The sequence below is a fragment of the Stenotrophomonas sp. 610A2 genome (assembly GCF_030549615.1).
Taxonomy (GTDB): domain Bacteria; phylum Pseudomonadota; class Gammaproteobacteria; order Xanthomonadales; family Xanthomonadaceae; genus Stenotrophomonas; species Stenotrophomonas pigmentata.
In genome coordinates this window covers 1,843,246-1,856,354 of record NZ_CP130832.1, presented here as the reverse complement: position 1 = coordinate 1,856,354, position 13,109 = coordinate 1,843,246, and the positions used below count along the sequence as shown (strand labels likewise).

Sequence of the window (13,109 nt, the reverse complement as noted above, 5' to 3'; positions counted from 1 at the left end):
AGCATGCCTGCGGCCGGGGGTGGTCGATTCTAGCCTAGAGCCAGCAATGGGCCGACAATCAATTGCCCTGCAGCCAGTTCCACGCACGCTATCTATATATGAGGAAGGCCCGCAGAGCGGGCCTTCCCTGCTAGCAGCCGGGCAGCCGCCTCAGATCAGCGAGGACAGGATCGGGATGCTGGCACGTGGGCGCTTGGCCAATTCTTCCATCATCCGCTGCGCCGCCGCCATATAGGCCTTCGCCGCGCCCGACTCCGGCTGCGCGACCACGATAGGCGCACCCACGTCGCCCTGCTCACGGATACCAATATCCAGCGGCAGCGAGCCCAGCAACGGCACCCCGTACTGCTCTGCCATCCGCTGACCGCCACCTTCGCCGAACAGATGCTCGACATGACCGCAGCTGCTGCAGGTGTGCACGGCCATGTTCTCGACGATACCCAGCACCGGCACCTCGACCTTCTCAAACATATTCAATGCCTTGCGCGCATCCAGCGTCGCGATGTCCTGCGGCGTGGTGACGATGACCGCTCCGGCCACCGGGATCTTCTGCGACAAGGTCAGCTGGATATCGCCGGTACCCGGCGGCAGGTCGATCAGCAGGACATCCAGGTCCCCCCACAACGTGTCATTGAACAGCTGGGTCAGCGCGGAAGTGGCCATCGGCCCACGCCAGATCATCGGTGAGTCGGGCTCAATCAGGAATCCGATCGACATCGCCTCGACCCCGAACGCCCGCAGCGGCTCAATGGACTTGTTGTCCGGGCTCTCCGGCCGCCCGCTCAGGCCAAGCATGGCCGGCACGCTGGGACCATAGATATCGGCATCCAGCACACCAACCTTGGCGCCCAACGCCTTCAGCGCCAAGGCCAGGTTCACCGCAGTCGTGGACTTGCCCACCCCGCCCTTTCCTGAGCCAACCGCAATGACATTGCGGATACGTGAATGGGGAGAAAGCCCCTTCTGCACCTTGTGGGCACCGCCCAATGTGATCGAACCGCCCACCATGACCCTCGCACTCTCAGACAAGGTCGGAACTATAGCCTCATGCGGAAATGTTGGCCTGCCAACGGCCTTGCCGATAACGGTCGCGGGCTTTACTGAAATAGATATTTCATTTTGCATTTCAAGTGCTTATGAGCGCCTGCTTAACCGTTGACTTAAATTGTTAACCATGTGTTAATCCAAAGTTATCGGCAAATGAAACTTTCTTGAAATCAGGACGAGGGCCTTGTCCGCCGAGCCAAGGCCAATAACGACGAATCCATGAAGGGGTTACAGATGGCAAATCACAAGTCGCTCAGCCGCAATCCGCTGAGCCTCGCGCTGACGTCGGCGCTTTTCGTTGCAGCGGTCTCGCCGGCCTTCGCACAGGAAGCCCCTGTCGAAGACACCGCGAAGTCCACTGAAAACAAGGATGCAACCCAGCTTGACCGCATCACGGTCACTGGCTCGCGCATCTATCGCGCCGGCTTCGATACGCTTGAACCCGCCGCTGTAGTCAACCGCGAGAGCATGGAGGCCTATGGCCAGACCAACCTCATTGACGCCCTGACCACTGTTCCCGGCATCTCCGCCGGTGTCAGCTCGCGTGGCGACCAGGCCGGTTTTGGCGCCGGCGTGAACTTTGCCAGCCGCTTCGGCCTGGGCAGCAACCGCCTGTTGACGCTGGTCAACGGCCGTCGCTACGTCACCTCGACCCCGCCGACCATCTTCGGCGCTGGTAGCGGTTCCGGCATCCAGGTCGACATGAACGCCATCCCGAGCATCATGGTCGACCGCGTTGAGAACCTCAGCGTCGGCGGCGCTCCGACCTACGGCTCCGACGCCATCTCCGGCGTGACCAACATCATCCTGCGCGAGAAGTTCCAGGGCGCGGAAGTCGAGCTGGGCTACGGCACCACCAGCAAGCACGACAACGACCGTTACTCGTGGGCAGCCATCTTTGGCACCAACTTCGCTGACGACCGCGGCAACATCACGATTGCTGCCGAGCTCGACAACAGCGAAGGCGTCAATGCCCTGCAGCGTGACTTCTACCGCCGGGGCTACAGCCTGCAGACCAACCCGACCGCCGCCAATGCCGCACTGTGGCAGCCGGGCCGCACCCCGGGCAGCGACGGCCGCATCGACGGCAGCATCCCGTTCAATACGGGTGCGGCTGATGGCATCGCCGACCAGGTCTGGATCCAGAACCGCCGTATCGCCAGCATGACCTTCGGCGGTCTGGTGCTGCCCAATGTCGCCAGCTACACCCGCGACCCGCTTGGCGCCATCGCCGGCTTCGGTCCGCAGAACAAGCTGTGGCAATTCAACAACACCGGCAATCTGGTCGCGTTCGACCCGGGCACCAGCTACGCAGGCGGCAACGCCTCCGGTGGTGACGGCCTGAACCTGAACGAGACGGTCCCGCTGATCGCCGACCTCGAGCGCCGTAGTGTCTACGCCAACGGCAGCTTCGACTTCACCGACTCCGTGCGCGGCTTCTTCGAACTGTCACGTTACGAAGCGACCGCCCGCGAAACACTGGACCAGAACATTTACAACGCGATCTCGTTCGGCCGCGCCAACAACAACGGCACCGGCGCTCTGAGCGGTGCCCTCCTGTTCCGGGCCGACAATCCGTACCTGAGTGCGGAATCGCGCAAGATCCTGGCCGACAACGGCATCACCGAGTTCCGCCTGTCGCGCTCCTCGCGCGACCTGAGCATGAACAACTCCAGCACCGAAACCCGTCTGACCCGTGCTGTCATCGGCGCCGACGGTTACTTCGACGTTGGCCAACGCAGCTTCAACTGGGAAGCCAGCATTGTCCATGGCCGCGGTGACTTCGATTACCTGGGCACCGGCCTGATCCAGCAGAACTTCATCAACGCCATCAACGTCAAGCGTGATGCATCGGGCAACATCGTCTGTGATTCGGCCGCCGCCGGCACCACCGTCGATGCCAACTGCCGTCCGCTGAACCTGTTCGGTGAGAACCAAGCATCGCGCGAAGCGCTTGACTACGTCTCCACCAACACCGTTGCCAAGGCACAGACCCGCCAGACCGTGTTCAATGCCTCCGTCACTGGTGGCCTGTTCGACCTGCCGGGCGGCGAGTTCGCTGTCGCCGGTGGTTATGAACACCGTCGCGAAGAAGGCTCGTTCACCCCGAGTGAGTACCAGCGTCTGGGCCAGGGCCGCTCGGTGCCGATCCAGTCCGCGCACGGCGAATACAACACCAATGAAGTGTTTGCCGAGTTCCTTGCTCCGTTGTTCAACCCGGATTGGGGCCTGCCGGGCCTGCATCGCCTGGACATTACCGGCAAGGTACGTCGCGTCGACAACTCGGTCGCTGGTGGCTTCACCGCGTTCACCTATGGTCTGCAGTACGAGCCGTTCGCTGGCATCCAGCTGCGCGGTAACAAGACCCAGTCAATGCGCGCACCGTCGATTGCCGAGCTGTATACCAACCAGCAGCCGGCCTTCTACACCATCCCGGAAGTCTGCACCCTGGCGGCGATCGGCGGCGGCAGCAACCCGACCGTACGTCGCAACAACTGCAACGCATTCTTCGCGGCCTACCCGAGCGTGAACCCGTCGTCGTTCGTCGCTTCGCCGACCAACACGCTGGGCTCCAGCAACGGTTACACCGGCCTGAAGAATGAAAAGGCAGAGTCGTGGACCGCAGGCATCGTCTTTGCTCCGGAATGGCTCAACGGCCTGCGCGTCGCTGCTGACTGGTACGACATCGAGATCACCGACGTCATCACCGCGCTCAGCCCGAACGACATCATCACCGGCTGCTTTGACAACCCGGACTTCAACGTCAACGACATCCCGAACGCCAACCGCTTCTGCAGCCTGGTCACCCGTGACCCGGTCACCGCTGCTGCTACCGACATCAAGACCCAGTTCGGCAACGGCCCGGTCCTGATGTTCCGTGGCTGGACTGCCGAAGTGGACTACCGTCTGGAGATGGACCGCTTCGGCCGTCTGGATCTCGGCTTCTACGGCTACATGCCGAAGAATCGCGGCCAGGCCGCCAGCCCGGAAGTCCCGTTCGTGGAACAGGTCGGCACCTTCAATGAGCCGAAGCGCCAGTTCCGCTGGACCGCACAGCACAAGATCGGCAACTGGAGCGCAGGCTTCGCGGCGAACTACACCAGCAGCGCGCAGTTCAGCCTGGTCGCTACGCCGGAAAGCCGCCAGCACTTCGTTCGTGACAGCTGGACCACCTGGGATGCAAACGTCAGCTACCGCTTCACCGAGAATGCCCGCCTGAACCTGGCGGTCATCAACCTCACTGACGACATCGGTCCGTTCCCGTACGTGCTGGACTCGCTGGGCCGCCGCTTCATGCTGTCCCTGCGTTACAAGTTCCAGTAATCACTGGCTTGGTTCAAAGAGAAAGCCCGGCAAATGCCGGGCTTTCTTCATTTCAGCCACTATTCGCTGATGCCTATCGGCACGCGAAGAGCGACATCCGCTTTCGCCAACCACGCGACCTGGACCTTGCGGCAATCAACCCAGTGCCTCGACACCAGACAGCGCGTATGCAGCGAAGGGCGACCGAACACAAATTGATCTCCCGCAGCGCAGTTCAGAGGTCCTGCCGAACCACAGACGCCGCATTGTGCCCAGGCGCCCCGGTAACCCCTCCACCCGGATGGGCCCCCGAACCGCACAGATAGAGTCCTGGCAGCGCTCCCCTGTACCCCGCCTGTCCCAGCATCGGCCGTGCATTGAACAACTGGTTCAAGCTCAATGCACCGTGGAAGATATCGCCGCCGATCAAACCAAAGGTCCGCTCCAGATCCAGCGGGCTCATGATCTGCCTGCCGAGCACCGAAGCCGCGAAACCCGGCGCGTGCTTGTCGACGGTGGCGATCATCAGATCCGCCACTTCCTCGCGGTGGTCATCCCAGCTGCGACCATCGGGCAGCTGCGGCGCTACGTGCTGGCAGAACAGACTTGCCACGTGTTGCCCCGCTGGTGCCAGCGAATCATCCAAGGTACTGGGGATCAGCATCTCGACGATAGGCTCGCGTGACCATCCGTATTGACGCGCATCCAGATAGGCACGATCCATGTAATCAAGGCTGGGCGCGATGATGATGCCTGCGGTCAGATGATCGCCCTGCCCCGGCAATACACTGAATTCAGGCAGTTTCGACAAAGCCACGTTCATCCGGAATGTTCCGGAGCCGCAGCGCCAGTTGGCCATGCGCTCCAGTGTGGCCGGCGGCACATCCGCAGGATCGAACAGTCGCTCGTACATCAGCTTCGGATTGACGTTGGCAACGATGGCCGAGCCGCGCAGCACTTCGCCATCGGCCAGTACGACGCCGACTGCACGACCCTGCTCTACCAGCACCTTCTCTACAGCGGCATCGGTACGAATCTCGACACCGGCTTCAATCGCCGAACGCGCCATCGCCTGGGTGATCGCGCCCATGCCGCCGATGGCATGTCCCCAGGCGCCTTTGACGCCATTGCTTTCACCAAACACATGGTGCAACAACACGTATGCGGTACCGGGAGCGTAGGGGCTTGCGTAGTTGCCGACGATTCCATCGAAACCGAACAAGGCCTTGATCGGTGCGCTTTCGAACCAACGGTCCAGGTACTCGGCGGCCGAGATGGTGAACAGATCCATCAACTCCTGCTGCAAGCCCGGATCCAGGCGCTGCAGCTGCCGGCCCAGCTGCCCTGCCTTCCACAGCTCCGGCAACGCCCGCAACCAACTCGCACCACTGATATTGGGCGGTGCCTGCAGCGCCTGCGCACGCAGCACATCGGCAAAAATCTCCAAGCGCTGTTCGTACTCGGGCAGGCGCGCCGCATCACGCGCGGAAAAGCGCGCAACCTGCTCGGCAGTGCGACCTGCCCCGGCCAATAGATACTCGCCGTTGCCCAGGGGCAGGAAGTTGTTGAGCTTTCGCGAAACCACCCGCAATCCGTGCCGCTCCAGCTCCAGATCGGCAATCACCTTGGGCTGCAGCAAGGACACCGTATAAGAAGCCACCGAGTTCCGGAACCCGGGGTGGAACTCCTCGGTAACCGCAGCGCCACCCACCACTGAACGCCGCTCCAGCACCAGCACGCGTTTGCCGGCCTTGGCCAGATAAGCCGCACATACGAGTCCGTTATGGCCGCCGCCAATCAGGATCGCGTCCCACCGCCTGCTCGATGTCTTGGTCATTCCCGCTGTATAGCATCGGCCAGCCGTCGCCGCCCATAGGAATATGCCGACTGCGACCCATTACCTTCTACACCCCTGCGCGATCGGTTTCAGGCGTATCTTCCTGCTTCGGCCCCGGACTCCGCGGCCTCACTCATGCTCTGAAATCGGCCCGGAGGCCTATCCCGTGATCGTTCGCAAACCCCAGATCCTGCTGCTGTCCCTGGCCGTCTCGGCCGCGCTGATCGGCTGCAAGAAAGAAGAGACCCCGGCAGCTCCGGCAGCCGCGCCGGCCGCGGCAGCCGCCAATGAGCTGAAGCTGGACGAGTCCAAGCTGCCGGCCTACAACGCCTTCACTGCCGCCGACATCGACGCCAGCAAGGACGCCTGTACCGATTTCAACGGCTACGTGAACGAAAAGTGGCTCAACGCCAACGAAATTCCGGCCGACCGCACCAGCTGGGGCGCCTTCACCATCCTCGACGAGCGCTCGGTTGCCGTGCAGCACCAGCTGGCCGAGCAGGCCGCGGCGATGAAGAACGCCACCGGCATCGAAAAGATCGTCGGTGACTTCTGGGCCGCCGGCATGGACGAAGCCAAGATCAATTCGCTGGGCATCACCCCGCTGAAGGCTGATCTGGCTGCGATTGATGGCCTGCAGGATACCGCCGCACTGGCTGACTACCTGCGCAGCACGGCTGCCAAGGGCGAGAACTTCCTGTTTGGCTTCGGCCCGGAAGCGGACTTCAAGAATTCGTCCATGAACATGGCCTACGCCAGCCAGGGCGGCCTGGGCCTGCCGGACACCACCTATTACACCGACGCCAGCAAGGCCGACAAGCTCAACGCCTACAAGGCCCACGTGGCCAAGGTGCTGGAGCTGAGCGGCGTGGCCGCGGCCGACGCCGCCAAGCAGGCCGAGGAGGTGATCAAGTTCGAGACCCGTCTTGCCAAGGCCTCCAAGTCCAGCGTCGAGCTGTCGCGCGACGTCTCGCTGTACTACAACCCGGTCACCGTGGCTGATGCCGACAAGCTGACCCCGAACTTCAGCTGGACTGCGTTCTTCCAGGCCCAGGGCATTGCCGCGCCGGCAACGTTCTCGCTGGCCATGCCGGCCTTCCACGCGGAAGTGAGCAAGATGCTGGCCGACACCGACCCGGCAGCCTGGCGCGCTTACCTGCGCTTCCACACCGTGGACGGCGCCGCGCCTTACCTGAGCAATGAGTTCGTGCAGGAGAACTACGCGTTCTACGGCAAGGAACTGAACGGCCAGAAGGAAATCAAGCCGCGTTGGAAGCAGGTGCTTGGCACGATCGAAAGCGATGCCGGCGATGCCTTCGGCCAGATGTACGTGAAGGTCGCCTTCTCGCCCGAGTCCAAGGCCAAGATGGAAGAGCTGGTCAAGAACCTCGCCGGCGCCCTGAAGGACCGCATCCAGAACCTGACCTGGATGAGCGACGAAACCAAGGCCAAGGCCATCGCCAAGTGGGAAACCTTCACCCCGAAGATCGGCTACCCGGACAAGTGGCGTGATTGGAGCGGCCTGAGCACCACCCACGATGACTACCTGGGCAATGTGCGCGCTGCCAATGCCTTCAACTACAAGTGGGCGCTGGCCAAGATCGGCCAGCCGGTGGACAAGACCGAGTGGGGCATGACCCCGCAGACCGTCAACGCCTACTACAACCCGCTGCAGAACGAGATCGTGTTCCCGGCCGCCATCCTGCAGCCGCCGTTCTTCGATCCGAACGCCGACGACGCGCTGAACTACGGCGGCATCGGTGCGGTCATCGGCCACGAAATGACCCACGGCTACGACGACCAGGGCAGCCGTTTCGGCCCGACCGGCAACTTCGAGAACTGGTGGACCCCGGCGGATTCGAAGGGCTTCGCTGGCCTGACCGGCAAGCTGGTCAACCAGTTCAACGAGTACAAGGTGGGCGACCAGAGCGTCAACGGCTCGCTGACCCTGGGCGAGAACATCGCCGACCTGGGCGGCCTGGCCACGGCTTATGACGCCCTGCAGAAGGCTTCGGCCGGCAAGGAAGACGCCAAGGTTGACGGTTTCACCCGCGACCAGCGCTTCTTCTTCAACTGGGCAACCGTGTGGCGTACCAAGTACACCGCCGAAAACGCCAAGGTCCGCCTGGCTACCGATCCGCACGCCCCGGCGCAGTTCCGCGCCATGGGTGCGCCGTCGAACCTGCCGACCTTCGCCGCTGCGTTCCAGTGCAAGGCCGGTTCGCCGATGGTCCGTGCTGGCGACAAGCAGGTTGTGATCTGGTAATCGCTGCCCTGCAGTGAGACCCGAAGAAGGCCCGGCATTGCCGGGCCTTCTTCTTTTTTTTGTAGGAGCGGCGTAAGCCGCGAAGCCGACCAAATCCAAAGCACCACGAGTCAACGCAATCCAGTCAATGCCAGCCGCATCAACTGCAGTGACTTCGCAGCTGACGCCGCTCCCACAACCACTGGTTTTGATGCAGTACCCAAATCCGTGCCCTGCCCCGGCACCAATCCGCCGCCAGCTTGTTAAACTCCGCCCACTTTGTCCTTCTGCGGATATGCACCACATGCCTAACGTTCGCCCACTTACACTGGCCCTGGCCTTCTCCCTGGTGACCGTGCTGTCCACCAACGATGCGCAGGCCGCCCGCAAAAAACCTGCGGCTCGGGCACCGGCAGTGAGCGCGGCCTGTACGGACTTCTACGAAACCACCAACGGCAACTGGCTCAAGGCCAACCCGGTGCCGCAGACCGGCGCGGTCAGCGCCCTCGGCACCCTGGCAGACAACACCCGCACCCAGCAGCGCCAGCTGCTGGATGGCGCGATGACCGCACCGCAGGGCAATGTGCAGAAGCTGCTGGGTGATTTCTGGGCCAGCGGCCTGGATGAAGCCGCAGTCGAAGCCGATGGCTCCAAGCCGATCGCGCCGCTGCTGACCCGCATCAACGCCATCAAGAAGGCCAAGGACATCCCGGCCTCGATCGCCGCGCTGCACCAGGTTGGCATCCCGGTGGCATTCAACTTCGCCCCGGACGTCGACCTGAAGGCGCTGGACCGCCACATCGGCTACTTCATGCAGGGTGGTACCGGCCTGCCGGACCCGGCGTTCTACACCCGCACCGATGCCGAAACCGTCGCATTGATGGGCCGCTACCGCGGCTACGTGAAGCAGATCCTGGCGCTGACCGGCACCCCGGCCGCGCAGCTTGATGCCGAATCGGCACTGGTCATCCAGCTGGAGACCGAACTGGCGCGCAGCGCGCACTCGGTGGCCGACATCAACAACCCGTTCAACAACTACGCGCCTGTCGCCACCAAGGACCTGAACAGCCGTTACCGCAACCTGCAGCTGGATGCCTTCCTGAAGGCGCAGGGCGTCAACGACGACCTGGTGTCGTTGGCCGACCCGACCCTGTTCCAGCAGCTCAATGGCATGGTCAGCCGCCTGCCGGCCAACCAGTGGAAGGCTTACCTGCGCTGGCGCGTGGGTGACTCGATGGCGCCGTACCTGTCCAAGGCCTACCGCGACGCCGAGTTTGAATTCCGTGGCCGCGTGCTGCGTGGCCAGACCATTGCACCGTCGCGTCAGGACGCCGTGCTCGACGCCATCAACGTGGCCGCCGGCCCGATGCTGGGCCACGAATACGCCAACACCTATCTCAACCGTGATACCCGCCGCCAGGCCGGCGTAATGGTCGACCAGATCCGCGAAGCACAGATCGCTGCAGTCAAGCGCAGCACCTGGCTCAGCGCCGAGGCCAAGACCGAAGCCGAAGCCAAACTGGCGGCGATGAAGATCGAGATCGGCACCCCGCTGCGCGACCTCGACTACACCGTGCAGCCGATGGGCCGTGGCAGCTTCGGCGGCAACATCCTGATCGCTTCCACCTGGCGCCACGCCCAGGAAATGAAGCGCATCGGCAAGGGCAACGCCGACCGTCGTTGGGACGTGCTGCCGCAGCAGCCGTCGATCGCCTATGACATCGCCCAGAACCGCCTGATCGTCACTGCTGCAGCACTGCAGGGCCCGATCTTTGCAGGCAACGCCAGCAGCGCCGAGAAGTTCGGTGCCTTCGGTGGCCTGGTCGCACACGAAGTCAGCCGCGCCATCGACGTCAAGGGCGCGATGATCGACGCCAAGGGCGAACTGCGCAGCTGGTGGACGCCGGCCGACAAGAGCGCCTGGACCCTGCTTGGCAACCGCGTCGCCGCCCAGTACAGCGCTTATGCCTTCCCGGGCGTCAAGGACGCAAAGGTCAACGGCGAACTGACACGTGACGAGAACATGGCCGACCTGTCGGGCATGGAGATCGCATGGGAAGCTTTCAGCGCCGCCCAGGCCGATGCCAAACCGGCCGACAAGCAGGATTTCTTCAAGGGCTGGACCAGCCTGTGGGCACAGCAGCTGTCGCCGAACGAAGCACTGCAGCGCCTGCGTACCGACGTGCGCGCCCCGGGCCGCTGGCGCAGCAACGCACCTCTCTCCAACCTGCCGGCATTTGGTGCCAGCTTCAGCTGCAAGCTGGGCCAGCCGATGCAGCGCACCGACGCCGAGCAGATCAGGATCTGGCGCTGATGCCTCGCTGAAGAAAAAAGCCGCGGATTCCGCGGCTTTCTTTTGTTTTTGTAGAGCCGAGCCATGCTCGGCTGAGGCTTTACCGGTGATGCCCCTTTGCCGAGCATGGCTCGGCGCTACATCTTTGGGCTTTATCGGTAGAGCCCCTGCCGAGCATGGCTCGGCACCACATCTTTGGGCTTTATCGGTAGAGCCCTGCCGAGCATGGCTCGGCACTACAGTTGCTTGCTATTTGACACGGCGCAGATGCGGGCCACGCTTGTTGAACGGCGGCTGCCCGCGCCAGTAGCGGATCAGCAACCAGCCAAACAACATGCCGCCCAAGTGAGCGAAGTGGGCTACGCCAGGCTGCCAGCCGGTGAAGCCCAACAGCAGCTCAATCGCACCAAACACGATCACGAAAGTACGTGCCTTCATCGGGATAGGCGGGAACAACAGCACCACCCGCTGGTTCGGGAACAACATGCCGTAGGCCAACAGCAGGCCGAACACGCCGCCCGAGGCTCCCAGCACCGGGTTGTATTCACCAGCAAACGCAGCCACCAGCAACTGGCAGAGGCCAGCGCCGACCACACACACCATGTAATAGGTCAGGAAGCGCTTCTCGCCCCAGGTCATCTCCAGCGGCGCACCGAACATGAAGAGCGCAAGCATGTTGAAGAACAGATGACCGAAGCTGCCATGCAGGAAGCCGTAGCTCAGCAGCTGCCACGGCTCAAATCCCGGTGAGTCGCTGAAGACCTGCTGCGAACCCAGCGGCCACAACATCAACTGGGTAAAGATGCCCGCCGTCTGCGGCAGCTGCTGCAACAGGAACAGCACGACGTTGGCGATCAGCAGCGTCTGGGTGATTTTTGGAAGGCGCGGGAACATGGTGGCATCCGGGGGAACTGGCCCCATGATAGCCGCAGCGGCTAGCCCGGGCCCCAGATCGCCTCGTCCAGGCTGCGCGGCGGTTTGGGGCGCTTCACCCTGCCGTTCTCCACCACCACACCCTCGGCCCGCAGCCGCTGGCTCTGCTCGCGCCAACCGCGCGAGCCCTCGGGCATGGCGATGCGTCCGTCAGAGCGCAGCACCCGGTGCCAAGGCAGCTCCGGGTCCTCATTGCTGCCCAGCAGACGTGCGACCAGTCGTGCACGACCGGGCAATCCGGCCTTGGCCGCCACTTCGCCATAGCCCATCACCTGTCCGCGCGGGATGGTGCGAATCGCCTCAAGGATGCGCGCATGGCCGGCGGCGGCAGCGGCCTCGGTGCTCACCGCTTCTTCGCCACGCCGCTGCCCACCAGCAGCACGCCGAACAGCACCAGCACCGTCCCGGCGCTTTGCCAAATGCCCATCGGTTCGTCGAGCAGCCATACGCTGAGCACAATTGTGGAAACCGGCCCCAGCATACTCACCTGCGCGGCCAGCGAGGAACCAATCCGCTTGACCCCGATCATGATCGCCAACACCGGCAGGACGGTACACACCGTGCCGTTGAGCAGTGACAGCCAGTACACCGGCGGTGCGTACTCCCACAACGCATCCCAAGGCTGGAACAGCAGGTACTGACCGATGCACAACACGCAGGCCACCATGCTCGCGTAGGCAGTCAGGCGCACCGCACCAATCCGCACCACCGCCTGGCCACTGCCGAACAGGTATACCGCATAGCTCAGCGCACTGGCGAACACCAAGGCCGAGCCGATCAGGGTACGCCGTCCTTCGAGCTGGATGTCATGACCGAAGGCCAACAACACGCCGAGGTAACTGACCAGCAAGGCCGCCACCTGGATGCGCGTGGGCCGTTGCTTGAGCACCACCAGCGCAATCAGCACCACCAGCGTGGGGCTGAGATACAGAATCAAGCGCTCCAGCGTGGCGCTGATGTATTGCAGGCCGAGGAAATCCAGGTAGCTGGACAGGTAATAGCCACTGAAGCCAAGCAGCAGTACCCGCCAACGGTCGCCGACAGACAACGGCTGCGCGCGTCGTGCCGCCCACATGCCCATGGCGATGAAGAACGGAAACGCGATCATCATCCGCAGCGCCAGCAAGGCAGTGGCGTCGGCACCATGCCGGTAGGCGAGTTTGACGATCACCGCCTTGCCGGATGCGGCGATCGCGCCGGTGGCAGCCAGCAGCAGACCGCTGATCAACAAGCGGCGCGAGCTGGTTGGTAATGGTGGCGCGGCCACGGTGGCTTCGCGCGCGGTTGGAGCAGTCACGGTGTTACAGCATCCGGGGGAGATGGCTTTCTATTATGGGCGCTGCGGGATTTCTACGGGCTGACGGGTAAGACCAAGGCGTTTACCGGAGAAGAAGCAAGATCAACAGCACCCCTCCCCAACCCGCCCGGCCCGAAGGCATAGCCTTCGGCAA

8 protein-coding genes are annotated in these 13,109 nt (G+C 63.2%); 3 read left to right on the top strand and 5 right to left on the bottom strand.

What is annotated here, in order from left to right:
* Positions 1-150: 150 nt before the first annotated feature.
* Positions 151-1,008, bottom strand: coding sequence for an iron-sulfur cluster carrier protein ApbC (gene apbC, locus Q5Z11_RS08440; RefSeq protein WP_303749586.1), 858 nt, complete (start codon positions 1,006-1,008; stop codon positions 151-153).
* Positions 1,009-1,281: 273 nt separating this feature from the next.
* Here apbC and Q5Z11_RS08435 point away from each other — a divergent pair, with 273 nt between their 5' ends.
* Positions 1,282-4,371, top strand: a complete 3,090-nt coding sequence (locus Q5Z11_RS08435; protein ID WP_303749585.1) for a TonB-dependent receptor domain-containing protein — start codon at positions 1,282-1,284, stop codon at positions 4,369-4,371.
* A gap of 214 nt (positions 4,372-4,585) precedes the next feature.
* Here Q5Z11_RS08435 and Q5Z11_RS08430 read toward each other — a convergent pair whose 3' ends face one another.
* The gene (locus Q5Z11_RS08430; protein ID WP_303749584.1) at positions 4,586-6,187 is read right to left on the bottom strand and encodes a phytoene desaturase family protein; all 1,602 of its coding nucleotides are present in this window, start codon (positions 6,185-6,187) and stop codon (positions 4,586-4,588) included.
* A gap of 169 nt (positions 6,188-6,356) precedes the next feature.
* On the opposite strand from Q5Z11_RS08430, the gene Q5Z11_RS08425 reads away from it, so the two are divergent.
* Complete coding sequence (locus Q5Z11_RS08425; RefSeq protein WP_303750000.1) at positions 6,357-8,453, top strand: M13 family metallopeptidase; 2,097 nt, start codon at positions 6,357-6,359, stop codon at positions 8,451-8,453.
* A 283-nt stretch (positions 8,454-8,736) separates the two neighbouring features.
* On the top strand, positions 8,737-10,746 hold the full coding sequence (locus Q5Z11_RS08420) for a M13 family metallopeptidase (RefSeq protein WP_303749583.1): 2,010 nt from the start codon (positions 8,737-8,739) through the stop codon (positions 10,744-10,746).
* A gap of 228 nt (positions 10,747-10,974) precedes the next feature.
* Here Q5Z11_RS08420 and Q5Z11_RS08415 read toward each other — a convergent pair whose 3' ends face one another.
* Genes Q5Z11_RS08415 through Q5Z11_RS08405 form a run of 3 tightly spaced genes read right to left on the bottom strand, consistent with a single transcriptional unit; the run spans position 10,975 to position 12,925 of the window.
* Positions 10,975-11,619, bottom strand: a complete 645-nt coding sequence (locus tag Q5Z11_RS08415; protein ID WP_303749582.1) for a rhomboid family intramembrane serine protease — start codon at positions 11,617-11,619, stop codon at positions 10,975-10,977.
* Between the two features lie 41 nt (positions 11,620-11,660).
* Entirely contained in the window at positions 11,661-12,104 is a 444-nt protein-coding gene (locus tag Q5Z11_RS08410; RefSeq protein WP_405051663.1) for an MGMT family protein, read from the bottom strand.
* Positions 12,002-12,925, bottom strand: a complete 924-nt coding sequence (locus tag Q5Z11_RS08405; protein ID WP_303749999.1) for a DMT family transporter — start codon at positions 12,923-12,925, stop codon at positions 12,002-12,004. Before Q5Z11_RS08405 ends, Q5Z11_RS08410 begins: the two co-directional genes overlap by 103 nt.
* Between the last annotated feature and the right edge of the window lie 184 nt (positions 12,926-13,109).

Coding starts and splice junctions, on each gene's coding strand:
- Q5Z11_RS08420 (WP_303749583.1), top strand. CDS start 8,737: ATGCCTAACGTTCGCCCACTTACACTGGCCCTGGCCTTCTCCCTGGTG.
- apbC (WP_303749586.1), bottom strand. CDS start 1,008: ATGGTGGGCGGTTCGATCACATTGGGCGGTGCCCACAAGGTGCAGAAG.
- Q5Z11_RS08410 (WP_405051663.1), bottom strand. CDS start 12,104: ATGGCTGCTCGACGAACCGATGGGCATTTGGCAAAGCGCCGGGACGGT.
- Q5Z11_RS08430 (WP_303749584.1), bottom strand. CDS start 6,187: ATGACCAAGACATCGAGCAGGCGGTGGGACGCGATCCTGATTGGCGGC.
- Q5Z11_RS08415 (WP_303749582.1), bottom strand. CDS start 11,619: ATGTTCCCGCGCCTTCCAAAAATCACCCAGACGCTGCTGATCGCCAAC.
- Q5Z11_RS08435 (WP_303749585.1), top strand. CDS start 1,282: ATGGCAAATCACAAGTCGCTCAGCCGCAATCCGCTGAGCCTCGCGCTG.